A 25,721-nucleotide genomic window follows, 5' to 3' on the forward strand; every position below is an offset into this window, starting at 1 on the left:
CTGACCTAAAACCCGGAGTCGGGGCACTGAGCAGCCATTCTGTCCATGAGGTCAGCGAGGCGCGGGCCCTGGCGGAGGCGGGTGGTGAGCAGGATCGGGCTCGGTGCGAGGGCGGTGGTCCCGGTGACCGCTTCTTGCCTGTTGTGTGACCGATCGATGACCGCGGGGCGAACCGGCCGGGCGCGCTGATTGCCTGCAGGCATGCACAAGGACATCACTGCTCACCAGACCCACCCGTTCTCCCGCCGCCGTCACCGCCCGACCGCGCTTGCCGCGCTCCTCGCGGCCACGGCGGTGACCGGTGCCGCGCTCACCGGCTGCGGAGCCGGGGACGAGAAGGACGGCGGCTCGAAGACGGGCGGCACCTCGGCGGCGCAGACGGGCAAGAAGATTCTGTGGATGGGCGACTCCATTGCCGGCGCCGAAGCCCCGCCCCTGGAGGCGGCGCTGAAGGCGAGCGGTGCGGAGTTCAAGAACGCGGCCTCCGACGGCGGCGGCACCGTCGTCGAGGGCGACGAGATGGCCGGGAAGATCGCGGAGGGGACGTGGAAGGACCTTGCGAAGAACATCGCGTCTTTCCGCCCGAACGTGATCGCCTACCAGATCACCACTTACGACTGGGGCAGTGCCGAGCAGCAGCGTGCCTCGTACGAGAAGCTCGCGAAGACCGCGCGGGACGCCGGTGCCGAGTTGGTGATCGTCTCGGCTCCGCCATTCAAGATCGACGATTTCTACAAGAAGTACGCGGGCGCGATCGAGAGCGCGCCGAAGGCGGCCAAGGAAGCTGCCGACCGCAGCGGCGGCAAGGCGCGGTTCCTCGACTCCTCCGCGCTGTGGGGCACCGATGCCGGGGCCGGGAAGGCCCAGCGGTCGTCCGACGGCATTCACTCCTGTCAGCAGGGCTCCGCCGCCTTCGCCAAGTGGTTCACGCAGCAGCTCGGTACGGCGTACGGGTTCGCTCCGGCGGACCCGGCGAACTGGGCGACCGGCTCGTGGACCGGCGACGAGCGGTACGGCAAGCTCGGCTGCCGCTGAGCCGGAGCACCGCGCAAGCCCTCCCGCCATCCCACCTGGACCGCCCCATGCCCGTATCTGTGCCCGTGCCCGCATCCCGTTCCCACCGCCGCCCCCGCCCCGGGCCCGCTCGCGACCCGGCCCGCGCCGCGCGCATCGCTCCGCTCGACGGCCTGCGCGGGCTGGCCGTGCTCGCCGTCCTGCTCTTCCACGCGGGGCACCTCGACGGGGGTTTCCTGGGCGTCGACCTCTTCTTCGTGCTGTCCGGCTTCCTGATCACCGGCCTGCTCCTGGGGGAGACGGCGAACCGTGGCCGGATCGCGCTGGCCGCGTTCTGGGGCCGGCGGGCCCGTCGCCTGCTGCCCGCGCTGGCCGTCACGGTCGTCGCCACCCTTCTGCTCACCTGGGCGTTCGGGGCGCCGTCCGCCCTGCTCTTCGCGCTCGACGACACACCGTGGGTCGCGGCCCAGGCCGTGAACTGGCACTTCATCGCCGAGCAGATCGGGTACTGGAACGCCTCGGGCACCCGCGTCTTCGCGCACCTGTGGAGCATCGCCGTCGAGTGGCAGTTCTACCTGGCCTGGCCGGTGGTCGTGACACTGGCCGGGCGGGGCCGGGGCGGTCAGGGGCGGGTGGCCGCCCTCGCCGCTGCGGGAGCGCTCGTCTCGCTCGCGTTGATGATCGTCCACGGGGACGCGGTGGACACGACGCGCGCGTACGAGGGCACCGACACCCGGGCGTTCGCGCTGCTGCTCGGCGCGCTGACCGCCACGGCGCCGGTCCGGCGGCTGCTCGCCCGCGTCCCGGGGCCGACGTCGGACGGGCTGTGCGCCGCGCTGGCGTGCGGCCTCGGCGCCGCCTGGGTGTTGACGGACGGCCAGAACGCGCCCGGCCTCTTCCAAGGCGGCCTGTTCGCGCACTCCGTGGCCTGCGCCCTGCTGATCGGGCTGCTCGCCCAGTCCCCGGACGGACGTGCCGGACGGCTGGCCGGGAGCACGGTCCCGCGGCGGCTCGGGGAGCTGTCGTACAGCCTGTACCTGTGGCACTGGCCGGTGTACCTGCTGCTGCCCCGGACGGTGGCCGGCGTCGGCGGGTGGGGCCGCACGGCCGTCGCGATCGGGGTGTCGCTGCTCGCCGCGTGGGCGACGAAGGTCCTGGTGGAGGATCCGGTCCGGCTCCGGGCGCGATGGGCGACCGGGCGGCGGGGCCTGGTGGCGCTCGCCGCCGCCCTCGCCGTCGCGGCAGGTGTGTGGACGGCCGTACCGCAGCCGCATCCCGGCGCGGGAACCGTGGACATCGGACGGCTGACCGCGCCGTGAGACGCGGGTGCGAGGAGTCCGGCCCGGTCCGCGGGGAGACTGGGCGCATGCCGACGAAGGCTCCTTCCAGACCCCTGTGGCGGACGGCCCGGACCGCCGGCGCGGCCCTGCTCGCGATCTGGGCACTCGCCGCCTGCGGCGTCCCCGACACCGGACCGACGGCGGACGGCGCTCCGGCCGGCGGGGCCCGTACGGCTGACGCCGCTCACTGGCTGCGGGTGTACTTCGTCGCCCCGAACGGCAGCTGGCCCGCCGCCCGCCCCGCGCCCGTCGGCGCCGGACCGCAGCAGGTGCTGGATGAACTGCTGGCCGGCCCGACCCGGGACGAGCGGGCGCGCGGGCTGGTCAGCGCTCTGCCGGCCGGGACGCACCGGGTGCGGGCCGAGCCGACGGCACCGGGGACGGTGGACCTGTACCTGCCGTGGCTGGTGTCGGAACTGGACCGGGCGGCGGTGAACCAGTTGGTGTGCACGGCCGCCGCGGCACCGGGGGTCCCGGGCGGGAAACGGCCGGCGGATGTGGTCGTCCACGTCCACGAGTCGGGGCTGTCCGGCGGACCGTGGCCGGTGATGTGCGACGAGACCGGCGCGGCCGCCCCGGTGGGAGCGCCGCGCGGAACCCGCTGACGCGCCATCTGAATGGATATGTTCAACCTGTATCGACCCTTTTGCCCCGCCCAGCGGGAGAGGGTGGCCACGCCGACGAGCGAGAGGAGAGGGCCGGTCCATGACACGCGTCCTGCTGATCGAGGACGACCCCGCCGTGCGCCGCGGCGTCACCCTGGGACTGCGCCGCAACGGCCACGAGACGGAGGCGGTCGGCACCGGCGAGGACGGCCTGGAGTCGCTCGCCCCGTTCGCGCCGGACATCGTCCTCCTCGATCTGATGCTGCCCGGCATGAGCGGACTGGAGGTGTGCCGCCGCATCCGCGAGGTCAGCCAGGTGCCCATCGTGATCCTCTCCGCACGCGGCGACGACATCGACGTCGTGGTGGGCCTGGAGGCGGGAGCCGACGACTACATCGTCAAGCCCGCCGGCACCGAGGTCATCGAGGCACGCATGCGCGCGGTGCTGCGCCGCGTCGCCCCCAGGCAGCCCGGCGCCGGCCACCACGACGGACCCCTGACCCACGGCGATCTGGAGGTCGACGCCTCGGCGGTGCGCGTGTGCAAACACGGCCGTGAACTCACCCTCGCTCCGTCCGAGTTGAAGCTCCTGCTGTTCCTTTCGGCCTCCCCGGGGCAGACGTTCAGCCGCCGGCAGCTCCTGGAGGAGGTCTGGGAGCACAGCTACTACGGCGACGCGCGCCTCGTCGACGCGTGTGTGAAGCGGCTGCGCGCCAAGATCGAGGACGACCAGCGGAACCCGCGCTACGTCCAGACCGTGCGCGGCTTCGGCTACCGCTTCGGACCGCTGTGAGACGCCGCCGCTTCCCGCGCCGCCTCGTCCCCAGGGGCTTGCGCACCCGCCTCGTCGTCGCGTTCCTCCTGGTCGCGACGGTCAGCGCGCTCGCCGCCGCCGCTCTGACCTTCCGTCAGGCCCGGGCCGCGATCCTGGACCGCGCCCGGGACGACGCCGTGCACGACCTGCGCGCCCAGGTCGGCTCCCTGGCCCCCGACCTGCCCGCCGCCCCGGCCGCCACGGACCTGCGCGCCCTGACCCTCCAGCTCGACCGGGCCGGCGGCTCCCGGGACTGGCGCACCGCGGCCGCCTACCGCGACGACGCCCTCGTCTCCGCCGCGGGCCCCGCGCCCGCCCTGCCCGAACGGCTGCGCGGCGCGGCCGCCTCGGCCCGTACCGCCGTCGTCCAGCGCTTCCACCACGCCGACGAGCCCTGGCTCGCCGTCGCACTCCCGGTCACCCGCGCCGACCGCCCGGCCGAGCCGTCCGGGCTGGTCGTCTACGCGTCCTTCTCGCTCGCCGGCCAGGAGCGCGACGTCGCCGCCCTCGTCGCGGCCGCGCGGGCCGGCGCCCTGCCCGTCGTCCTGCTGGCCGTCGTCCCGGCGCTGCTCGCGGCCCGCCGCGTCCTGCGCCCCGTACGGCAACTGCGCTCCGCCGCCGAGAACATGGCCGCCGGCGCCCTCGACACCCGGATCCGCGTCACCGGCGACGACGAACTGGCCGACCTCGGCCGCACGTTCAACACCATGGCCGCCACCCTCCAGGCCGACGCGGCCACGCTGCGCGCCATGGAGGCCCGGGCCCGCCGCTTCGCCGCGGACGTCTCCCACGAACTGCGCACCCCGCTCGCCGCGATGACCGCCGTCACCGGGGTCCTCGACCAGGACGCCGCCTCCGGGCGCCTGGACCCCGAGACCTCCGAGGCACTGGAGCTGGTCGCCGACGAGACGAACAAGCTCGTGCGCATGGTCGAGGACCTGATGGAGATCTCCCGGTTCGACGCCGGTGCCGCCGTCCTGGAGATCGACGAGATCGACGTCGGCGAACTCGTCGGCAAGACGCTCGCGTTGCGGCACTGGCAGGACCGGGTCGGCGCCGATGTGCCGCCGGGGCTGCGCGCCCGCCTCGACCCGCGGCGCGTCGACGTCGTCCTGGCCAACCTCATCGGCAACGCCCTGCGCCACGGCGGCCCGTCCGTACCGGTGGACGTCCGGGCCCGCGCCGAGGACGACCGGCTCGTCATCACCGTCACCGACGGCGGCCCCGGCATTCCCGACGACGTCCTGCCGCACGTCTTCGACCGCTTCACCAAGGGCGACAAGGCCCGGACCCGCAGCGAGGGCAGCGGCCTGGGCCTCGCCATCGCCGCCGAGAACGCCCGCCTCCACGGCGGCACCCTCACCGCTGCCAACGCCCCAGGCGCAGGCGCGGTGTTCACCCTCACGCTCCCTTGGGCCCCGGTGTGAGACGGCGCCTGCTCGCCCTCGTCCTGGCCCTGTCGCCCCTGACCGCCTGCGGCATCGCCGACACGGGCCCCACCCGGGCCGGTGCCCCCGCCTCCGGCCTGCCGCTCCCCGGAAGACATCCGGCCGCCGTCATCCACATCTATTTCTCCTCGCCCGTCGGCCTCGAACGCGTCTCCCGCCCCTACGGCGGCCCCGACGCGCCTCAGGCCGCCATGGACCGGCTCGCCCAGGGCCCCGACCCGGCCGAACGCACCCGTGGCCTGGTCACGTTCATCCCGTCCGGAACTCCCGCGCCGACCGCCGTCACACGGGAGCGAGGCACCGTGGATGTGCACCTCCCGCCGGCCTGGACGGCCAACCGCACTGCCCTGCGGCAGCTGGTCTGCACGGCGGCCGATGCCGTGGCGGTGGTCGGCACCGGACCGGAGAACGTCCGGGTGCGACTGCACCACGCGGAGGGCGGCGAACCTGTCGGGGAGACGTGCGCACGGTAGCCGGGGTGGTCAGACCCACAGAGTCATGAACCCCGCTATAGGGGCAGTGTGAGAGGTGAGGAACCCCGCGAGAGGTGAGAAGAGAAGTCCCGCAGGAATGCTTCCGGCGGGACTCCTGCGTGCGGTGGGCTATTGGGCGTTGCCGGAGGGGTCTCCTCCTTGAGGGGCGTAGCACTGGAACGCCGGCTGCTTCGTTAGGGGCGGGCGACCGAGGAGACGGAGGCGAGTTGGGCCAGTGCGCGGGGTGTGGCCAGGGTGGCGGGGGCGTCGAGCATGTGCATGCTGCGGGCGAAGCGGAGGAAGAGGGCGGGGTGGTGGGGCAGGCGTGCGGTGAGGGCGGTGAGGTACCGGGTGGCGAGGCGGGTGCTCAGGGGCGCGGTCTGTGGTTGCCAGGCCCGGTCGGCGGAGGTGTTGAGCAGCCAGGGGCCGCGGGTGAGGGCGGCTGCCCGTCGCTGGAATACCGGCCCGAGGCGATCGAGTGTGCTGGGCGCGCCCTTGATCCGGTTTGTCTGCGCCTTCTGGGTGAGCAGCGTGTCGAGAAGCTTGGCCTGCTGGGCGGCGACCGTCATGCCTTGCCCGTAGACGGGGTTGAGGGCGCAGATGCTGTCGCCGAGGGCGATGAGGCGTTCGGGCCAGCGGGGCATGCGGTCGTAGCGGTGCCAGCGGTTGGCGGTGGCGTGGGTCTGTCTGATGGGGCCGTGGGGTGTGCCGTTTTCGATGATGTGGGTGAAGTCGGGGTTTTCGAGGGCTGCGGCGTAGGCGCGGAAGCCGTCTTCGTCGGTGGGCGGGGTGTGGCCGGCTGCTCCGATCAGGCCGAGCTGCCACAGGGTTGGGCCGATGCGGGCGGCGACGGCGCCTCGTGGTGAGTGGGGGGCGAGTGCAGGCTGGTAGGAGGCGAACCAGTCCTGGCCGGGGTCTTCTTGGAGGGTGTAGATGCGGGAGGCGTAGGTGATTTTCCCGTCGACTGTGACACTGCCGGGGAGCGGGTAGCCGGCGTCGGTGAGCCAGAGCGGCAGCCGCGTCCCCCGGCCGGTCGCGTCGACGATCAGGTCTGCCTCGATCACTTCCTCGGGAGCGTCACTCCTGCGAGGCCTGACCACCACCCCTGTGCAGCCGAGGGCCGGAGGGTGGGGCAGGAGGAGGTGTTCGGCGTGCAGGCCGTAGCGGAAGGCCACCGGTGCCAGGGCGGTGACCCGGTCGCGCAGGACGTCTTCCAGAACGGCGCGTGCCATGAGCTGGACGTCGAAACCGACGGGGGTGCGTGGTGCCCAGCCGGTGGGGAAGAGGATGCGGGTGGCTGCGGCGAAGTCCGCGGCCGGGCAGCCCCGGGCGGTGAGTTCGTCGCGTAGTCCGGGGAAGAGTTCTTCCAGATGTTCGGCGCCGCGGGCCAGGAGGGCGTGGGGGTGGTGGGCCTGTGGCACGCCGGGGCGGGGCACGGGTCCACCGGGTGCGGGGGACGGGTCGCGTTCGATCACGGTGACCAGGTGGAAGTGGTCGGCCAGGACGCGGGCGGCGAGCAGCCCCGCGTACCCGCCGCCGAGGACCACGGCCGCGTTCCAGCCCACGGCCCGTGCAGCCGGTCCGTGGTCGCTGTTGCCGGGAGGACGCCCGGGCGCCTGCGCGGTCACAGGGCGCTCGTAGTGAGGATCAGCCAGGTCGGTGAGCTGGGGGCAGCACTCCGCGACGCGTTCGGTCGAGGGGAACGGGGCATGCTGGACCTCCGGGGCAGGGCCGGTCAGGGCGTGTGGCTGCGACGGTGCGAGGTTTCATGCGTCTGTCGCGAGGCGGCCGGGCGGCCCGGGTGGGCGCGGCAGGCGGTCGGATCCGGTAACGCCGACCGTGTCGGCCTTCGCGCTGTCGTGGGCGCCTCGGGGGCGACCCGGTGAGTGAGGTGGCCGAGGGCCAGGAGTGTGAAGGCGTCGGTGAGAACGGGGATGGCGAAACCGAAGGGGCGTGGACCGATGGAATCGGGCACGCCGGCGATCGACCCGTCGGGGCGCTGCTGGGTGAGCAGGTAGGCGGTTGCGCCTGTGGCGGCCGCGAGCGCCTCAGGTCCGGCACCTGCTGTTGTCAGGGTGATCAGGGCGTACGCGGTGCTCAGTGCGTCGCTGGCCGCACCGTCTTGCTGGCCCCAGCCTCCGTCCGCGTTCTGTGTGTCCAGGACCAGCTTCCGGCACCGCCGGGTCATGCCCTGCACCGGATCGTCCGGAGCGTCGGCACCCGCAGTGGCGGCGAGGGTTGCGCGGAAGACGGTGTGGTGGCGGCTGCTGCTCCAGTCCGGGGGGAACGTTCCGTCTTCACGCTGCTGGGAAGTGAGGTAGGCGAGAGTCTGGGCCAGCATGTCGTGTTGCGCTGTGCCTTGCGTGGAGAGGGCGTTCGCGGCGGCCGCGGTCATGCACGCCTCCGACGGTGCGCCGGAGAGGTAGGTCGGGAAGCCCCCGTCCTGGCCACGCACTGCGTGCAGAGCGCCGACGGCTCGACGGATCCGGGGCCGGTGGGCGGCCGGGTCCGTGAGATGGAGGGCTTCGACGGCGACGGAGGTGCAGTCCACGTCGGTCAGCTGAGCGTGCTCGCTGTGGGACCACCCCCCGTTCGGTTGCTGGAGGGCGATCAGACGTCCGGCGATGCGCTCCATGACCGGTCGGCCGGCCCCGGTCGCGTGCAGGGCGACGCCGGCGATGGCGGTCGCCCAGGTGTCCTCGTTGCAGATGAAGGGCATCCCGCCGTCGGCGCGCTGGTGCTCCAAGGCGGTCCGGATTCCTTCTGTGACCAGTTGGTCGTGGCCGGGTGCAAGAGCAAGGGCATGCAGTACGGAGAGGTGTATCAGGAGGTTGCCCTCCCAGACCGTTCCTGTCCGCTGGGTGGAGCGCAACAGGCTCACGTCCTCATCCCTGAACGTGTCGATGAGTCCGTGAGCGTGGGCCAGGATGACCTTGACGGCGGTGACCTGGACGCGTGCCCAGGGGTGAAGAAAGCGTTGCGAGAACGCTCGGGGCGCGGGCGCCTGCGGGGCGAGGCCGGCACCGAGGAGATACAGGACCGCGTCGAGCAGGGCTCTCTTACGAGGCCCGGTGAAGTCCGGTGCCCGGCTCAGGAAATCGTCGACGTCCAGCAGATCAGCCCTCTCCGTCCGGCGGCCGAGGGCGGCGCGGGCCAGCAGCCGGTCCAGCGGCTGCGAGGAGTCCCGGTGGCTGTTCAGGTAGGCGGTCAAGCGGCTGCGTGCGACGGTCTCCTTCCGGGCGCGTTCGAGAAGTGTCAAGAGCAGGGCGGACTCCAGGACGCGGCTGTGGCACGGTTCGCGCAGGGCGCCGTCCGGTCCGATCCGGGACGTGAGGTGGAAGCGCAGCCGGGCGGTGGCCGCCATGAGGCCGGCCGGTAGCGAGGATCGAGGCCATCGGGGTCCGGTGGGGAGCAAAGGGGGTCGCATAGGGTGTCCGTTTCCAGCACGGTGTCCGTCGCGTCCGGCTTGCCGCCGGCCGCTGGAGACTGCAGAAGAGTGCGGGTCGAGCGTCACCACGCCGTCGGCGTACGGGCTGCGGCAGATGTGTCCGGGCCGACGGTGAAACGGCCGGTGGTGGAGAGCCAGTGCAAAGTCGCCGACATGAACCTTTCCACCAGGTCCACGTAGCGGCTCAGTTGCTTCGTGTGGCCGGACGGCACATGCGTGGTCCGTAAAGCCTGTGCCTGCGAGGCGAAGTCCCGGCAGCGCTGGTCGATCATGGATCTGGCCCGGCCGCGCGCCAGGGCCGTGGAACAGCCTTCCTCGCGGGCGATGACAGCGACGAGGTTGTCCTGACCCGCCAGCGCATCATCGGATCCTGAGGCCAGGTCGTTGGCCCATCCCGAGATGTCGGCCAGGGCCCACCGAAGGCTCCTCACCCCTGCATCGACCAGAGGGTCCTCCACCATCACGGCATGACCAGTGCGTTCCAGGACGGTGAGCATGGGCAGCACAGTGATCGTGCGGCGACGCAGCTGTACATACTGCGCCAGGGAGAGCCGGGTCCCGGCGTCCCGCAGCGCCACCTCCTGCTCTGTGGCATCAAGGAAGTCCACGTACTCCCGGGTGAAGCGCTCCCGCCACCGCGCCGGCATTCCCTCCGCGGTCCGCTCCCACAGTCCGGCCAGGACGGACGCGACGGGCGTCGGCGCCTCGGACCGGTCCGCCACCGGATCGAGTGCCTGGCGCAGCTGCGCCGTGAAGGCTTCCAATGATCCAGCCGAACGTGCCAGATTACCGCGGTCGATGTGGTCGTCCACCCAGCAGATGAACGCCGCCCACTGCTCCGTGAGTAGCACATCTTCCGCGGCCGCATGCCGCAGAGCACCGCCGGCCAGTACGTCCAGGCGCATCGCTGCCAGTCGGCGCTCTCCCGGCCCACCCGTCACCAGGCCTTGTTCCCGAGCCCACACCAGCATCTGCTCAAAGCCCAGGTGTACCAATGGGTTTGATGTGCTGTCAGTCATGGACTGTCCTTGCCAGGCCGCAGTTGAGACGGTCATGGCGCACAGAGCCAGGGTTCGCCGTCACCAGCGCGCGCAAGCGCACTGGACAGCATGGACCGGGCGCAACAGTGTTCTCACTCACTGTCCGGGACCGGCCTTGCCGGAGCCGCGGACGGCGTGTTCGCGACCACCCCGAACCAGTACAGGACTGTCGCCACAGTGATCGCTGCCATGACATCCGTCCACGGTGATGCGAGATTCATTCCGAGGGCGACCATCGACGGCCATCCCAGAAAGCATCCCGCAGCAAAGACAACTCCGATGCCCATGGGAATCACGGCCACGGACCGAGCGCCCGAGAGTTTCGGAATGAGATGGTGGAAGACCATCCCGATGAGCAGGAAACTGCCCGTGAAAACGAATGGCCAGACCACGGGGACCTCCAGCAGCCGCGGCGACTGATGGCCGTAGTACACGGCCACACCGAAGTGCATCATGAGAGACTCGCCTGCGAAGTCGAACACCACCAGTGCGGCGAACACCTTCCACAGGGCCCGCTTCGACCAGCCGTTCTCTTTGGCCCAGAGACCGATCACCGCCATGGTCCCGATCCAGGCCCCGTAGGTCAGCGCTCCCCACAGAGGCATGCCGCGCTGAAAGGCCGTGTAGAGGACCGGACCTTCCCTGCTGTTGAACCACTGCCAATTGATGAGAGCGTCGTAAGGCGTCTCGGCCGCGGCAGCCAGAGTGACCAGAAGGACCACGACAATGGCGTGACGGAGCTTGCCGCGACGCCTCGCCCGGACCGAACACCAGACGATGAGCGTCAGCCACCAGACCACAAAGATCACGGTGATCACAAGGATGGCCGCTGATGAGGCAAATCCCTGCGGAGGGTTGTTCACGGTGATACGGATCCCTTTCCGTGACGGGTCCGGGCAGGCGCGAACTCGCATGCCCTGTGCGCACTTTCGAGAGGGAGGCGATGGCTGTCCAGTCGGACACGTAGCGGCAGATGACGGCGCCAGGGGGCCGCTGGAATGGGTCCTGGCCAGCTGTCCGGCAGTTTGACCGGACGGTGGCCGCGACCACCACCCGGGGGCCGGTCAGGCCGTTGGCATAGCGTTCGTGCCGCTCAGGTGTCCAGGCGGAGGCCCCGGAGTCCCATGCCTCCGCGAGGGGGCGAGTTCGATGCCCAGGGCTCAGGCGTGGGCGGCATGGATGTCGACGTACCAGCTGTACCAGCGGCCGCCGTTGAGGGTGCACCGGCCGGTGAGGGGCGGCCTACGGCTTCCTCCGGCACCACCTTGGATCGGGTGGTGCAGCCGTCATGATCGGCGTCGATCCAGTGACGGAACGAGCCCCGGTCGTAGCCAGTGCCTTCCTCGTCAGCCGCGGGGAGTGCCGCGACAGTGGACCGGAGCGGAAGGCTGATGCTCTCGGCGTGCGCCGAAGGGGCAGTGGTGAGCGCACTGGCGACCATAACTCCCGCCAACGGCAAGCACGTTGGAATCTCCACGACGTGTGCATGCCGCGCAGAGGAGCACGTGATGCGCCACGTGGGTGAACGCCACACCACAGAGTGAATTGTCGGGCAACCCGATTTCAGTAATACCTGGTTCGGTGATCGTCCCACACGTCACGCACGTCTCCGAGCCTGCGGTCACCGCACGGATCGCGGGTGTGGCGGAAGAGTTACGGTCGGCTGGACGTGCTGGTCAACATTGCGGGCATCGGCTCGGCGGCTGATTCCCACGCGGGCGAGTTCAGGGTCGACGACTCTGCGAACGATGCGGATGCCGGCAAGGTCCGCGAGCGGCTCCAAGCCCGGACTCCATAGGAGATCCCGGAAGGCCGCCTCCGCCACCAGGCTCGTTCCGTACTTCAAATGGTCGCCGATCGTGCGAGAGAACCCCTCCAGCGTCTTCAGGTCCAGGCGATCGGCGGGATCGGCACCGGTAGCGGCCAGCCGCTCTTGGATCTCGTCGCGGCAGAGGGCCGGCCAAGCGGGCGCGCCGGCCAGGGCGTGCGCCAGCGTGGTTTTGCCTGCCGGGCGGGCCACTGACGGCGACCAGTGTCGAGCGTCGCGTCATGCGGCTGCCTCGCGCTCGACCAGGGGGCCGTTCTCGAACCTCGCGCCTGCATGGACCAGGGGGGCGAGGTCGGTGCGGAGGTCAGTGCCGCAGGAGCCGCCACTGCTGCCCGGCGGAGCCGTTGCACGGCTGCGTTCTCGGGCTGGAACTCCTGGTTCGGCCTGTGGTGGTCCGGATACAGGATCGTCGGCGTCCCGTTCGCGGTGCCGCCGCCCTCGGCATCGAGGACCTTGCCGCTCGGCACGCTGACGATCGTGTACTTGGGCGGCTGCGAGGTCACCGAGGCGGGTTGCGCGGGTCCCACCGCCAACAGCGTCGCGACGGCTCGCCTGTGCCACAGCCGCTTACGAACGATGCGCGAGTTCCGCGTATATTTCCCTCCGTCAACTGTTCTGGAGCACAAGGAAAGACGTCTTTCCCTTCGGAGGGGCGAGGCATTCCGTCCCGACGTTGCGGCGATGGCGCCGATGGTTTTCGGACGGCTGGAGAAGTCCGGCATCGGCGGAACGATTTCGCCCCCCGTACGGGCCTCAGGCCAGGCCGAGCTGGGCGGCGATGACGGACCCCTCCGCGTAGCAGTCGAAGCGCTGTATCTTGCCGTCGACCAGCTCGAACACATCGCAGCACGGGGCGTCGATGCGCTTGCCGGTCGCGGGTACGGTGCCCGAAGGGAGCTCCAGCGGGCCGAGGTGGGTGCCCTGCAGACGCAGCTGCACGATGACCACGTCGCCGGAGACGTAGAACCGACCGAGCTCGCGGTGCATGTCGGGGAACGCCTTCGCGTAGACCTCGACCGTTTTCCCGAGCTCCTCCGGACCGCGGTATGTGAGCGGGACGGACATATCCGTGAAGGCCCCGTCTTCGGTGAAGGCCGCGACCCACCCGGCGACGTCCTGGTCCTCGGCGACCTGGTAGGCGTTGCGAATGATCTTCTCGTTGTCGAGTGACATTTCGGATTCTCCTGCTTCGTGCTGTCGGTTCCAACTGCCGTTGGAACCGCTCGGTCGGTGCGTGAGAAGGCGCGAAGTGGCACCGGTCGGCTCAGGGCTCCGCGCCGCGCCTGGCTGTGCGTCGAGCTCGCCGTGTCATGGAGCTGGGCTTGCGATCCCGCGAGGCCGTTGCTGGTAGCGCTCAAGGGCCTGTGACAGCGCCGGAGCGATCTCGGGCAGGACTGAAAAACCTGGTGCGAGTGAACACGGTCAGGCGGGACAACTTGGGATCGATGCGCCAATCACTTTAACACTCAAGTCATCGCCGCACGCAAGACTGTCGGCAGGAGTGGTTTCGAACGCCCCGACAACCAGATGGAGTTGAGCGATCCGGTGGTGCCGGCGAGATGTGGTGACGCCGGCTCGGTCGGCAAGTACGCCGGAACGAACCGATCGCGGACGGGGTGTCACGGCGGCGCCTCGCGCAGCCCGGTGCGCTCAGCGTGCGGGCGAGTCGATGCGCTGCAGGATGCGCTCGGCGTCCTGGCCGAGTCGACGCAGGCGCTCGCCGGACAGGTTGCCCACCACGAGGTGCCGGATGTGGGCCACGTGGCCGGGCGCGGCCGATTCCAGTTTCCTCATGCCGTCGGGAAGCAGGACGGCGTGGGTGAAACGCCCGTCGTCCGGGTCGGGTTCGCGCCGGACATAGCCACGGATTTCCAGCCGTTTCACCAGGTGCGACAGACGGGACAGCGACGAGCTCGTGTGCTCGGCCAGCGCACTCATGCGCAAGGTCCGCTCGGGGGCCTCGGCCAGCACCGCCAGGGTCATGTACTCGACCATGCTCAGTTCTGCGTCGCGCTGCAACTGGGCGTCGATGGCCCAGGGCAGCCGGGTGATCAGGCGCACCACCGACATCCATGACGCCAGTTCGGTCGGCGTCAGCCACAAGTCGGCGGGCTCGTCCGCCTGCTGCGACATGTCGGGGGTGGTCATTTCGTGAGCGTATCAGCCTCGCTGCCGCGAACAGAGGCCTGGATCATCCGATTCCGGCAGGGGTGCGCAGGGCTGCAGGCCCGGCAGATCAGGCCATGCCCCGGCCAAGCCCTCTCGGGCGGACAAGAGGGCGGTCTGGGTCCTGCTCGATCCACCTTGATCACTTGAACACTCACGTGATCTCGGCGTGGTGTGGACCTCTTTGCTCGTCCCCCTTCGCCCTCACCAGCCGGATCCGACCGGCACGTGTCATGGCTGCATGCGGGATGCCGGTGAACGTGCTCAGTCGCGTGGCCTCGATGCCGGCCATTCCGGATGACGTTCTCGCGTGGGACTTGTGCCTAACTTGACTCCGTCGGGAATCTTGGGGGGCGAGGTCAGGCGCCGAGGGTCCGCCGACGTTGACCGGGGGATCCTCTGTTGGTCCAGGTAGGTCTGGAATGTGGTCGGCGGGCGTGTTGAAGGGACGGCCTTCCACTCCGGAGCGGACCGCGTAGCGGGCCTTCCATTCGGGTGTCTGCTGCTCGGTGCGGACGCGGAGTTCTCGTGGGGGAAAGCCGACGGTTCGGGCGCTGTCGGCGGTGGTGGTGCAGCGGGTGCGGGCCGGGCAGGGGCGGCACTGGCTCTTGGTGAACCGTGCCACGATCAGCGGGGCGGCGGTGGGCGAGGAGGTCGGGTAGGGGCCGTGCCATCCCTGGCTGACCTGGCCTTGGGGGCAGGTGACCTGCTGGCGGTCGAAGTCGATGTGGGAGTCGTCCCGGTCGAAGCCTTCGTTCTTGCGGTGCTGGCGGGTGGGGTTGCCCGGTAGTGGGCCGCTGACGGTGACCTGGTGTTCGCGGGTGGCGCGTTCCAGGTGGACCAGGGAGGTGTATCCGCCGTCGACCAGGTGCTCGGCGGGCAGCAGCCCACGCCGCGCCAGTCGAGTGTGGAGGCCGGGCAGCACCTGGGCGTCGCTCGTGGCGGCCGAGGTGGTGGCCACATCCGTGATCACATTGACGCTGCCAGGGGCGCACGTCTCGGTGAGGTGGGCGGCGAACCCCTTCCAGCGGATGATGTGCCCATGGCGGACGTAGCGAGCGGTGGTGTCGTAGGGAGAGACGATCGCTCCTGATGAGGGCGGCAGCCTGCCGTCCTCGGCGGTGCGCCAGCGCAGGCGGCCTCCCGCATCACAGTAGTAGTTCTGCACGACGATCTGCCGCAGGGCCTCGTCCTGTAGGCCGTGCCGGTAGCCCGGTCCGTGCCGGTGGAGGCGCTCCAGCAGCCGGCAGGCGTCGTCGCCGGCGGCGAGGATCCCGGATTGCTCGCCCGTGCGATCTGCGCGGTCAGAGACGGGACTTGCTCACCGGAACGGGGACGGAGCGACAACAGACACCTCGACAACTGCATCGGTCTTCGAAACAGCCCAGAGCATGCCCGCTGATCATGCTGGCGCACCGGGAAACTCCAAGATCCCCGACAGAGTCAAGTTGGCGCGCCGCCCTCAACTGTTCCGGTTCAGGTACTGAAGGAATATGGAAACATACGTCCGATCGGCGGCTTGCGAGCAGGGAAATGTCGCCACGGCGGCATCGAGTTCCGATTGATGGAACTTCCGCCACTTAGGATTCTGAGCGGCCAGCGCCGCCAGTTGGTCCTGGGGCAGCACTTGGTTCCCACTCTGAATGCCGGCCATCACGGACGTGTATTCCTTGCGCAGGTCCGTGATGAGCGCGAGACGGGACTGCGCCGGATGGCCGGCTGCCGCCGCACAGGATCTCCAGGTCTCAAGTGCCGATTGGTAGCGTCTGTCGTGTTGGACCTCTCCGTCCACCCGGGCCCACTCGGAGTTCGCCTCCGGGATTCCATATTCCTTTTCGGTTGTACGCTGTGAGCTGTCGACGCAACCGGGAAGAGTCGCATCGTAAGCCTTGAGGGAAGCAGCGGAAAGGGTCTTCAGGTAGCTCTTTGCTGCCGTGGCCTCAGGGGCGAAGTGAGGAAACACCGATATTCCGAACCCGTGCTTGCGCGCGTAGTCGAGGCTCGAGAAGTCTGATGCGTCCTCGACATCGACCACGCTGTGCGGGTTCTTGGGCAGGTACTGGAAGCCGTGTGACTTCATGCATGTGGATGTCAGGGCCTCCGTGCGAGCGGCAACCTCAAGGTCGAATTTTGCCGACTCCGACTGGCCGGAAGCACCTGCCAGGATCAGCACGAATCGGCGGGTGTCGGCCGTGGCCCGGGCCGTCTGGCTGTCGTCGGACGGGAAATACGCGAACCCCGCCGCGACCATCGCGGCAATGACCGCGGCCAGCGCGACCGCAAGGGTCTTGTGTTTGCCCAGCATCGTCCGGGCCTCCTCCTTTGACTGGTGTGCCCTGGTACGCCCCGAACGGGGCGCACCAGGGCTCCTGTTGCCTGATCAGGCACCTGTCACCAGTTGCTCAGGTCGACGCCCACCTGGTCGAAACCCCGGTTGTAGGTGCCGTTGCTGGTGCAGTCGTAGTGCGAGGAGTTCGTACCGTTGCGCGCGACGATCGAGGACTCGTACCAGTTTGCCCCGCCGTTGCCCCGGAGGCAGTGGGCCATGTCCTTGCCGCCGTCCGGCCCCGACACCCAGACGAACGACTGCTGGTAGCGCTGGTAGCGGCTGTCCCAATTGTTCGCCACGAACTGGTAGTTGCCGGTTCTGCCGGAATCGTTGTACGAACCGAATTGCGTGACGTTGCTGGTCTTTATTTGCGTCTGCGCCTCAGCGGCGCCCGTGGTGAGGCCGATCGTGGCGCAGCAACCTGCGACTGCCAGTGCGCCGAAGGTCTTCCAGTTGCGAGCCATGGTTGATGAGTGCTCCTTCTGTCGTTCTGCCGATCGGCAGTGGTGCGGCGGTGAGTATGGAGCGGCGCAGCGGTGCGCGTGTTGCCTGCCCATGCGTCTTCGGTGAGCCGTGCTGCGGAGATGCTATGGACACAGCTCCGTCGGCCGTCCTAGATTCGTCCTAGCGTGAGGTCAGCCAGGGGGGATCGGCGCTCATCGTCACGTACCAGGGGGAGCATGAGATTCGGCTTATTGGGGCCGTTGCACGCCCAGATCGCCGGACGCGCCGTCCCGTTGAACGGGCCGCGGCAGGCCAAGATGCTGGCAGCACTTCTGATCGACGCCAACAACATCGTCGCCATGGAACGGCTCGTCGCCGTGATGTGGGACACGAACGCCCCCGCCACTGCGGTCCGCCAGGTCCAGGACGCTGTCTCCGGGCTGCGCCGCAACCTCGTCGCCTGCGGAGCACCCGGCTCCTTGATCAGTACGCGGCGCGGCGGCTACGAGATCCACCTGGCTCAAGATCAGCTCGACTTGCTGGAGTTCGACCACCAGCGACACCTCGCCGAACAGCACACGACCCCGCTCGAGACAGCAGCCGCGCTGCGGCGGGCGCTCGCTTGCTGGCGCGGAAACGCCCTGGTCGACACTCCCGGCCAAGCCCTGGAGATCGATGCGGCACGACTGAACGAGAAACGCGCGGCCACGCACAAACAGTGCCTGGCCATCGAACTCGACCTGGGGCGTCATCGAGAGGTCATCGACGAACTGACCGTCCTGCTCCGCGAGCACCCCTACGACGAGCAGGTCGCCGAACACCTGATGGTCGCCCTCTACCGGTGTCGAAGACAGGGCGAGGCGCTGCAGGCGTACGAGCGGCTGCGCCGGACACTGGCCGACGAACTCGGTGTCGACCCCACCCCACCGCTGCAGGCGCTGCATCAGCGCATCCTGACCGCAGATCCCGCCCTGGCGGCTACGATCCCGGCAAACGGCCCCCCGGCCACGCCACCGCAGAGCCCTGCCCCGGCGGCCCCCGGACCGGCAATGGCGATGCCGGTGCGCCAACTGCAGCTCGATGTACCCGACTTCGTGGGCCGAGCCGACGCGCTGGCCGAGGTCGCCCGATTGCTCGACGTGTCGGCGTCGAACCGGGCTCCGGTGGCCGTCATCGTGGGCGGCCCAGGTGTTGGCAAGTCCTGTCTGGTGACGCACGCGGCGCGGCTGGCGAGCCCGCTCTTCCCCGACGGCCAGCTCTACCTCAACCTCGCCGGGACATCGGACGAGCCGCGGGACCCGGCGCTGATGCTGGCCGAGGTGCTGCGTGCACTGTCGATCGCCGGCAGCGCGATCCCGAACGGCCTGTCCGAACGGGCCGCGCTCTACCGGTCGTTGCTGGCGGACCGCCGGATGCTGGTGGTGCTGGACGATGCCGGTCGCGCCGATCAAGTGCTGCCGTTGCTGCCCGGGGCCGACGGTTGTGCCGTGCTGATCACCAGCCGCACTCTGCTGACGCAACTTCCCGGCGCCCGGCACATCGACCTGGACGTGCTGAGCCCCGCAGAGGCGCGGGAGTTGTTCACGGGCATCATCGGGCGACGGCGGGTCGAGCGGGAACCGGCGGAGGCCGACGCGATCCTCGACTGCTGCGGCAACCTGCCGCTGGCGATCCGGATCGCCAGCGCCAAACTCACCGGCCGCCCGGCCTGGTCGCTGCGGGTGCTGCGGGAACGAATCGAGGACGAGTCCCGGCGGCTGGCCGAGCTGAGGATCGGGGATCTCAGCGTTCGGGCCAGCGTCGATCTGAGCCTGCGGCTGCTGCCGGCCGACGCGGTGCGCGCGCTGAGTCTGCTGGGTCTGCTCGGCGCTTACACCCTGCCCGGCTGGGTGGTCGGCCCGCTGCTGGACCGCTCGGACGGCGACGAAGTGCTGGACACCCTCGTCGACGCCAGCCTGGTGCGGCTGACCGCCACCGACGCCCTCGGCGAGCCGCGCTACCGGTTGCACGACCTGATCAGGACCTGTGCCGTGGAGATCGCCGCCCAGCTGCTGGTGACGGACAAGCGGGACGCGATCATCCGGGTGCTGTCCGTCTGGCTTGAGCTGATTGGGCGCGGCACCGACCGGCTGCCGGCAGCCGGGCTGCTGGCAGCCGCGCCCGGCTCGGCACCGCGCCGGTCGCTGCCCGATGCGGTCGTGGACCGGCTGATGGCCGACCCGCTCGGCTGGTTCGACGCGGAACGCGACAACCTGCTCGGCGCCGTGAAACTGGCCGTGGACTGGGGCCTGGACGAGTTGGCCTGGGAGCTGGCGGCCGGCACGGCGACCTACTACGACCACCGGTGTCTCTATCAGGACTGGCAGCACGGGCACCGACTCGCGCTGGACGCGGCCAAGGCCGCTGGCAATGCGCGCGGCGCATCGGTGCTGCTACGCGGTCTTGGCCAGCTGCACATCTACCAAGACGAGTTCGATCGGGCCACCCAGGCCCTGGAGTCCTCCCTCGGGCTGTGCCAGGACGGTGGGGACAAACGCGGCGAGGCGCTGTCGGTTGCCATGCTGGGTACGGTCAGCCGGGTGCAGGGCCGTGACGACGAAGCCCTCGAACGTGTCGAGCACGCGCTGGCCATCGCGGTCGGTGAGGGCGACCGGCACATCGAAGCGCAGCTGTCCTGCTCCATGGCCGTGATGATGCTCATGCAGGGCAAGCTCGACGAGGCGGAGTCATGGTTCGACGAGGCCTTGAGCCAGGCCAGGGCACTGGGCGACGGGCATCGCGTGGCCGTGGTTCTGCGGCGGTTCAGTCGGCTGCACGATCGACGTGGTGATCCGGACGAGGCGCTGCGCTGCCTGGGGCAGGCGCTGGCCACCTTCGAGGAACTGGCCGACGAGCGGTGTGCCGCGTACACGCTGCTGGAAGTCGGCCGCGTGTACGCCGGTCAACACGACCGGGACCGGGCGAGCCCGGCGTTGGAGCGCGCGGCGGGCCTGTTCCACCGGCACGGCGACCGACAGGACGAGGCCGCCTGCTGGCAACTGATCGGCGACCTGGACGCCGCCGTCGGCGCCCATCAGCTGGCGCACCAGCACCGAGAGCGGGCGCTGCGGCTGTGGAGGATGATCGGCGACATTAACCAGACGAATGCTCCGGCGCGACCATCGTCGCCGTGAGGTGGTCATGTCCCTGATTGGAGATGTCTGTCCGATCAGGGATCACTGATGTGATGCGGGACCGGATCGAGCCGTTGATGCCGAGGTTTGTCGCTCGACTGCTCGTTTGGCGGATGGTGGGAATCTCTGTGGAAGCGACGCAAATTCTCCCCTGCCCATGAGGTGACTGATTGCGTAGCGGAGGTTCCCCGGCGGCGTGGGGGTGGCTATGTTGCGGGATGATCAACATGCCCCTATGCCAGTACTACGTGGTCGTCGACGGACAAAACGAGCTAGACCTGTCCAAGATGCTGGCGTCGGGGTATCGGATCAACTCGGCGGCGGACGACGCGGCCGGCTTGGCGGTCTCGTCGAACATGACCCTGGTGACGGTGAAGCGAGACGCGGAGCGTCTGACGGCCGGAGTCGAATCGCTTGGGACCTCGCCGAGCGGGGCATCGAGGGCACCGCTATCCGCGTCGCCCAACGCATCCTGGCGATGGCCGCAGGCATCTGGCACGACAACGCCATCGGCGCACCAGTCACCCGCTCGCTGATCGCCTACGACCATTGATCGCAGTCCTGCTCATCGAGTCGGCGGACCTTCACCGGCGATGCCGACGACCAAGGACATCGATCCCTCAACAAGGTAAGGATGCCCGGGAAAGTGGTCGATGTGGCGGTGGCCGCCGCCGTCCACGGCAGCCATGGCGGTGGCCATGGCATCGAGATTGTCCGCGAAGAGAGCCCTGGCGACGGGATCGCCGCTGATCACAAGGATCCGACGCTGGGAGTCGAGATGAATCAACACTCCAGGCCCGGGAGCTTCCCTGACTTCGACCTCCGCCAAGGTCTCGCTGTCCGGCGCAGTCGCAGACACAGAGCTGATGAATCCCTCGCCCTCGGCCACCATGCCTGCCAAGCGGGCCAGCTCTGTCGCCGACCCAGTGAGTTCCACTTCGTCGAAGATGGGGTCGGGCACGAGAATCATGGGCGTCGCTCCTGCAAGGTCGGGATGGGGCTGCGAAGATCATCCACCCTACCCATCGGCGAGCAAACCCGTGAGGCGTGGTCACGCACATCGGATCCACTGATCTGGGGGAAGTCGGGCAACCAGGGGAGCTGATCCGCAGCACCGGCTGTGCGCTGGTCATCAGCCGCGGACTGAAGCGTTCCTGACCTCCTTCCGGAGGGAGGCGGAGTTCATGAAGGCTCAGCCGGGATTCGTCTCCATGTAGACGGAAAGGGAACGGCGGACAGTCAACTTCTCATGAACGTCGCGATCTGGGAGTCGACCGAGGCTCTCGCCACGGCGTTCGGCAGCCCGGAGTTCCAGTGCATGGCTGCCGAGTTCCCCGACGACATCGTGTCGTACCCGCACATCTTCGGGCAGGGCGACGTACAAGGAAGTCCCGGATTTGCTAATCCGCTGCTAACTAAGCGACTCCATTGTTAGCGCAATCGCGGATTCTGCAGGAGGCGCGCACCTCCGGGGCGGAGTCACGGTTGAGAAGAATTAGGTGAACAGGTGGATGCGGCGCTGGAGGGTGTCGTAACGGCTGTGGGAGAGGAGCTGCGCCTGTGCCGAGCGCACCGCTGCGTACCCCGGAAATCTCGCACGTGACCGATGTGATCGTCGCCACGCTCGAACATCAGGGCGTGCCACCGTACATCGCGTCGCTGGCTGCGAGGTGCGGTATCGCTGTCCTCGTCCGGGTGAGACTCGATTGGCTGGCGGGTGATACGCGCGGCTGTCCGATTCTCCTTGCCGATGCTTTCGCGGATCTCGCTTCCCTCGTCGGTCCGAGCACCTGGCAGGGTTTCTCGTCGGCACACAGGTGGTGAGGTCTCGACGAGAACGTAGGACCACATCAGTGGTCGGCGGCATCGGCCACCTCCGCCTGATCACGCACGAAGCCCATGGGGAATGGGCCGCCTGGGCCGGCCGTGCGGTGGCCCAGGCGGCCCGGTGGGTTCAGGGGCTGACTGCGTTCCAGCGTTCGGCGGGGATGTCCTGGCACTTATAGAGGGTGACGCGGCCGTGGTCGGCGTCGGGGGCCAGCAGGCACAGGTGGTTGGCCTCGTTGCGGTACCGGACGCTTCCGTCCGGGTATGCCTCGGCCAGCCATCGCTGGCCGGCTCCGGCGACGCCGCGGGCATCGTCGCACTTGTAGATCATGGCCTCTGTCTGCGTGCCGGCGTGGACGTCCCGGCTGCCCAGGCACAGGTTGTCGCCGTCCAGGCTCTGGAACCGGACGAGGTTGTCGTCCCGGCTGATCCGCTGGATGTTCCAGCCGAAGTCCTTGCGTTCCCAGAGCAGCCAGTAGATCCACCACGACCGGGGTGGTGTGGGCTGGGTGTAGACGAAGGTTCCGGGGACGTTGCCGGCCCTGCGCAGTCGGCCTCCGAGCCATGAGGATTCCAGGCGTACGTTGTTGCCGGTCGTCTGCCAGTTCGCGGGGAGGGACGAGGCGTTGTCCCACCAGAGCTGGGCGGCGTTCTGGGTGCACGGCGCGGCGGTCACCGACGTACCGGCCGGGGTCAGGCAGAGTCCGGGGTCGGCCACGTTGCGCCAGCGTTGCGGTCCGCCGTTGTCGTCGTTCCATGCCGGGGGGTCGTCGAGGTGGGCGATGGTCCACTGCGCGCGCGGGTCGTCACACTTGCCGGCGACGACCGGGGTGGACGCGGCCCGGCGGGCGCCGGGCGCGATCGCGATGCAGTCTCCGGTGTCGATGTTCTGGAGGTAGTGGGTGAGCGCGTCGGTGGTGAACATCCCGAAGGTCTGGCTGCCGTTGTAGCGGGCGTCCCCGATGGTGATCGAACGGTTCGGGTTCTCCTGCAGCAGACCGCCGGTCGGAGCGGCCAGCACGCTGTGGAAGACGTGGGCCGGGGCCGGTGCCCTGACCGGCGGCGGGGTGCGGGCGAACTCCACCGGCACGTGGTCGGATCCGCCGCCCCGGGGGACAGTTGCGGTGAACCCTCCCGGGATGCCGCGCGTGATCGCGTAGTCCAGCTCGCTCGGGGTGTTGCCGCCGATGTACGTCACCTGGCCGGTGCGCAGCAGGGACTCATCCGCGCGCAGCTGCAGCGACTGGTTGCGGGCATCTGCGTCGGTGCGGTGGAGAATGTTCACGTTGAAGTCGCCGGCCAGCACCCAGTTCCGGTGGTCGGTGGCCGCGAAGTCGCGGACCCGGCCGAGCAGTCCTTGCACGTCCTCGCCGCGGGCGTGGGTGTTCCAGTACCAGGTGTTCCCGAACCGCAGACCGAGCAGGGGACGTGCCCGGTACCGGTTGTTGGGGGCATTCGGGTCCGCGTTGTAGGACGGGTTCTCCAGCACGCGGACGTCATCGGCCTGGGTGTCGGTGACGAAGGCCAGGTTCATCTGGCCGCCGTCCCAGGTGTCCAGGTTCGTACCGGCGACCCGGCGCGGGTCGGTCTGCAGGAAGTACACATACCGGTTGCTGCCGTTCGGGCCGCCCGCCCAGGTCACCCGCTGGACGGAACTGGGCTGGGGAGAACGGTTCGGGTTCAGGCGGATCTGGCGGAACTCGCTCCGGTCGTTGTCGTGCGCCGGCAACGGCGGCCCGGCCCCCGCCTCCTGCAGCGCCACCACCTGGTTGGTCGCGGCCAGCGGCGCGACCTCCGAGGTCCAGCGTGAACCGTTGTCGGAGCCGTGCATGTTGTACGTGGCAAACGGCGAGGTGCCGTCGCCATTCACGGCATGCGCCACCGCGGCGGTCAGCGTCACGTTCGTGACCAGCGCCGCCAGCACCGCTAGGACGGCGACCGCAGCCGTGGTCCACCGTCGTCGAGGGCCCGGCGTCGTCAAATGGTTGTGTCTCGTCAATGATCCGTCCTCTCCCGTCGGCCCCGGTGCCGAGCGGCCCGGGGGACTACCAACGCCACGCACTGACCGTGGCGGCACCAAGCCGGCATCACCGGCAGCCGGCCGCGCCGCCCACGCCCAAGAGGGGACCGTCCCTGTGCTCGTTTCCGCTCAGATGTTCCTCCTGGACCACTCAACCTGCTGGCATCATCCGGCACTTGGCTCAAAGTGGCCGGGCGCGTCGTCTGTCAGGACGAGGCGGGCGGGTCACAGGCCGGTGCCTCATGAGGGGCTGTTCGTGACGCGGTCGACGTCGGCCATGGACCGGGCCAGGACGCGCGAGCCGCCGGCCCAGCGGACGTCGGCGCCGCTGTGCAGGGTGGCTGGAATTTGACCTGGTCGCTGGGCGGCGCGCTGGCCCCGGTAATGCTGTTGCTGTGGGATGCTGCCGGGCCGCTATAAGACCGCGGAGGCGGGCAGCGGCGTGGTGGCGGGCCTTGCGCCTCGGCCGTATCAGCCAACCGCGGCAGACCTGTTCGCTCCGCCGGCCGGACCACCGGTACCAGGTCTGCGTCCGCGATCAGATTAGCCTCGTCGAACGCGGCGTCAACCGCCCCGGAGCAAGGGAAGATTGCATCTCGCGGAGATTCTCTCAACCTGGCGATGTGGAATCCTGGACAAGTCCCATCATCTCAGGCCAGAGGGCGTCCGCGCTTTCGTATCCGCCACACGGACAGGCGCTCAATCGGTGGATCGAGGCCGAAAGCCGGTCGGATGGCGACGCCTGGCGGAGCCGCCGCGCTATCAGCCCGATGCCGTCATGGACCACTGCGGCCAGGCTCTCTTCATTCGCGGACCAGATCACGGCCATCAACTCAAGCCATCAAGCCGGATGGTCAGTCCAGACTGATGGATCTAGCGTGTGCACCGTGAAAACCGGATTCGGCACAACGAAGTTCGGCATCCACACCATTGTCACCGACGAGTCCATCCACCCAACGAAGCTCGGACGTGCCCTGGAAGAACGCGGCTTCGATGCCTTGTTCGTGGCTGGCCACAGCCACATTCCGGCCGGGAGTGCCGCGTCTCCGCGCGGCGGAGAGTTGCCTCGGGAGTACTTCCGGGCACTCGACCCGTTCGTGGTTCTCGGCACGGTTGCCGGAGCGACCGAGAACCTACTGCTGGGCACCGGCGTCGCCCTGCTTGTCCAGCGTGACCCGATCCAGACCGCCAAGGAGGTTGCCTCCTTGGACTTCCTGTCCAACGGTCGGGCGGTCCTCGGTATCGGCGCGGGCTGGAACCGCGAGGAGATGCGCAACCACGGCACCGACCCCCGCACCCGCGGTCGGCTCCTGGACGAGCGAATCGGCGCGATCATCGAGATCTGGACCGAAGACCAGGCCGAATTCCACGGCAAGCACGTTGACTTCAACCCGATCTTCGCTTGGCCCAAGCCGGTTCAACGACCGCACCCGCCGGTGTACGTGGGCGGCCAGAGCGCCAAGGCGATCGCCCGGGCCAAACGGTTCGGCGGCTGGATGCCCAGCGCCGCCGGTATCACCGCCCCCGCCGGGGCGGCCGAGCAGATCGCGCTGGTGGCCCCGGAAACCCCGGTGATAGTCAACGCCGCCCCGCCCGACCCGGACATTGTCGCGGCCTACCGGGAGGCCGGCGCGGCGGGCATCACCTTCCACCTGCCCAACGTCCCGGAGGCCGAAGCCCTGCGGACCCTGGACAACCTGGCTCGGCTGATCGGCTGAGCCCTGGATGAGCGTCGCGGGTGCGGCATGATCG

The 25,721-nt window shown here is 69.4% G+C and carries 22 protein-coding genes and 2 pseudogenes; 11 read left to right on the forward strand and 13 right to left on the reverse strand.

Annotated features, from left to right (window positions below; genetic code table 11):
• Positions 1-201 precede the first annotated feature (201 nt).
• The 6 genes from ABD269_RS11505 (at position 202) to ABD269_RS11530 (ending at position 5,694) form a co-directional block, all read left to right on the forward strand.
• Positions 202-1,035: an SGNH/GDSL hydrolase family protein gene (locus tag ABD269_RS11505; protein WP_344117693.1), complete on the forward strand. Its 834-nt coding sequence runs from the start codon at positions 202-204 to the stop codon at positions 1,033-1,035.
• Positions 1,036-1,082: 47 nt separating this feature from the next.
• Positions 1,083-2,333, forward strand: coding sequence for an acyltransferase family protein (locus tag ABD269_RS11510; protein WP_344117694.1), 1,251 nt, complete (start codon positions 1,083-1,085; stop codon positions 2,331-2,333).
• 47 nt (positions 2,334-2,380) lie between these two features.
• Positions 2,381-2,959, forward strand: a complete 579-nt coding sequence (locus ABD269_RS11515) for a GerMN domain-containing protein (RefSeq protein WP_344117695.1) — start codon at positions 2,381-2,383, stop codon at positions 2,957-2,959.
• 100 nt (positions 2,960-3,059) lie between these two features.
• Complete coding sequence (locus ABD269_RS11520) at positions 3,060-3,752, forward strand: response regulator (RefSeq protein WP_344117696.1); 693 nt, start codon at positions 3,060-3,062, stop codon at positions 3,750-3,752.
• A gap of 38 nt (positions 3,753-3,790) precedes the next feature.
• Positions 3,791-5,200, forward strand: coding sequence for an ATP-binding protein (locus ABD269_RS11525; RefSeq protein WP_344117697.1), 1,410 nt, complete (start codon positions 3,791-3,793; stop codon positions 5,198-5,200).
• A complete protein-coding gene (locus ABD269_RS11530; RefSeq protein ID WP_344117698.1) occupies positions 5,197-5,694 on the forward strand; it encodes a GerMN domain-containing protein in 498 nt (165 codons plus the stop codon). The genes ABD269_RS11525 and ABD269_RS11530 overlap by 4 nt, the downstream gene beginning before the upstream one ends.
• 194 nt (positions 5,695-5,888) lie before the next feature.
• On the opposite strand, the gene ABD269_RS11535 is transcribed toward ABD269_RS11530, so the two are convergent.
• The 11 genes and pseudogenes from ABD269_RS11535 to ABD269_RS11580 form a co-directional block, all read right to left on the reverse strand.
• On the reverse strand, positions 5,889-7,322 hold the full coding sequence (locus ABD269_RS11535; RefSeq protein ID WP_344117699.1) for an FAD-dependent oxidoreductase: 1,434 nt from the start codon (positions 7,320-7,322) through the stop codon (positions 5,889-5,891).
• Positions 7,323-7,429: 107 nt separating this feature from the next.
• A complete protein-coding gene (locus ABD269_RS11540; RefSeq protein ID WP_344117700.1) occupies positions 7,430-9,058 on the reverse strand; it encodes a prenyltransferase/squalene oxidase repeat-containing protein in 1,629 nt (542 codons plus the stop codon).
• Between the two features lie 146 nt (positions 9,059-9,204).
• Positions 9,205-10,161, reverse strand: a complete 957-nt coding sequence (locus ABD269_RS11545) for a terpene synthase family protein (protein ID WP_344117701.1) — start codon at positions 10,159-10,161, stop codon at positions 9,205-9,207.
• A 113-nt stretch (positions 10,162-10,274) separates the two neighbouring features.
• The gene (locus tag ABD269_RS11550; RefSeq protein WP_344117702.1) at positions 10,275-11,045 is read right to left on the reverse strand and encodes a hypothetical protein; all 771 of its coding nucleotides are present in this window, start codon (positions 11,043-11,045) and stop codon (positions 10,275-10,277) included.
• A 758-nt stretch (positions 11,046-11,803) separates the two neighbouring features.
• Positions 11,804-12,202 (reverse strand): P-loop nucleotide/nucleoside kinase family protein, encoded by a 399-nt coding sequence (locus ABD269_RS11555; protein WP_344117703.1) that lies wholly within the window; start codon positions 12,200-12,202, stop codon positions 11,804-11,806.
• A gap of 170 nt (positions 12,203-12,372) precedes the next feature.
• Positions 12,373-12,852: pseudogene (locus tag ABD269_RS35330) on the reverse strand (RICIN domain-containing protein); the annotation flags it as partial.
• Positions 12,764-13,183, reverse strand: a complete 420-nt coding sequence (locus ABD269_RS11560) for a nuclear transport factor 2 family protein (protein ID WP_344117704.1) — start codon at positions 13,181-13,183, stop codon at positions 12,764-12,766. The gene ABD269_RS11560 and the pseudogene ABD269_RS35330, both read right to left, overlap by 89 nt.
• A 477-nt stretch (positions 13,184-13,660) precedes the next feature.
• Complete coding sequence (locus ABD269_RS11565) at positions 13,661-14,158, reverse strand: MarR family winged helix-turn-helix transcriptional regulator (protein ID WP_344117705.1); 498 nt, start codon at positions 14,156-14,158, stop codon at positions 13,661-13,663.
• A gap of 172 nt (positions 14,159-14,330) precedes the next feature.
• Positions 14,331-15,344, reverse strand: coding sequence for a transposase (locus tag ABD269_RS11570; protein ID WP_344117706.1), 1,014 nt, complete (start codon positions 15,342-15,344; stop codon positions 14,331-14,333).
• Between the two features lie 294 nt (positions 15,345-15,638).
• On the reverse strand, positions 15,639-16,481 hold the full coding sequence (locus ABD269_RS11575) for a hypothetical protein (protein WP_344117707.1): 843 nt from the start codon (positions 16,479-16,481) through the stop codon (positions 15,639-15,641).
• Between the two features lie 86 nt (positions 16,482-16,567).
• The gene (locus tag ABD269_RS11580) at positions 16,568-16,969 is read right to left on the reverse strand and encodes a hypothetical protein (protein ID WP_344117708.1); all 402 of its coding nucleotides are present in this window, start codon (positions 16,967-16,969) and stop codon (positions 16,568-16,570) included.
• A 216-nt stretch (positions 16,970-17,185) separates the two neighbouring features.
• Here ABD269_RS11580 and ABD269_RS11585 point away from each other — a divergent pair, with 216 nt between their 5' ends.
• Entirely contained in the window at positions 17,186-20,122 is a 2,937-nt protein-coding gene (locus ABD269_RS11585) for an AfsR/SARP family transcriptional regulator (RefSeq protein ID WP_344117709.1), read from the forward strand.
• 430 nt (positions 20,123-20,552) lie between these two features.
• Positions 20,553-20,675: pseudogene (locus ABD269_RS11590) on the forward strand (IS982 family transposase); the annotation flags it as partial.
• Between the two features lie 12 nt (positions 20,676-20,687).
• On the opposite strand, the gene ABD269_RS11595 reads toward ABD269_RS11590, so the two are convergent.
• Positions 20,688-21,092, reverse strand: coding sequence for an Imm32 family immunity protein (locus ABD269_RS11595; protein ID WP_344117710.1), 405 nt, complete (start codon positions 21,090-21,092; stop codon positions 20,688-20,690).
• A 279-nt stretch (positions 21,093-21,371) separates the two neighbouring features.
• Between ABD269_RS11595 and ABD269_RS11600 the strand changes: the two genes are divergently transcribed.
• Complete coding sequence (locus ABD269_RS11600) at positions 21,372-21,557, forward strand: hypothetical protein (RefSeq protein ID WP_344117711.1); 186 nt, start codon at positions 21,372-21,374, stop codon at positions 21,555-21,557.
• Positions 21,558-21,682: 125 nt separating this feature from the next.
• Complete coding sequence (locus tag ABD269_RS11605) at positions 21,683-21,946, forward strand: hypothetical protein (protein WP_344117712.1); 264 nt, start codon at positions 21,683-21,685, stop codon at positions 21,944-21,946.
• Between the two features lie 130 nt (positions 21,947-22,076).
• Here ABD269_RS11605 and ABD269_RS11610 read toward each other — a convergent pair whose 3' ends face one another.
• On the reverse strand, positions 22,077-23,873 hold the full coding sequence (locus ABD269_RS11610) for an endonuclease/exonuclease/phosphatase family protein (protein ID WP_344117713.1): 1,797 nt from the start codon (positions 23,871-23,873) through the stop codon (positions 22,077-22,079).
• A 983-nt stretch (positions 23,874-24,856) separates the two neighbouring features.
• On the opposite strand from ABD269_RS11610, the gene ABD269_RS11615 reads away from it, so the two are divergent.
• Positions 24,857-25,687, forward strand: coding sequence for an LLM class F420-dependent oxidoreductase (locus ABD269_RS11615; protein WP_344117714.1), 831 nt, complete (start codon positions 24,857-24,859; stop codon positions 25,685-25,687).
• Positions 25,688-25,721 lie beyond the last annotated feature (34 nt).

The sequence above is a fragment of the Streptomyces blastmyceticus genome (genome assembly GCF_039521185.1).
Classification (GTDB): domain Bacteria; phylum Actinomycetota; class Actinomycetes; order Streptomycetales; family Streptomycetaceae; genus Streptomyces; species Streptomyces blastmyceticus.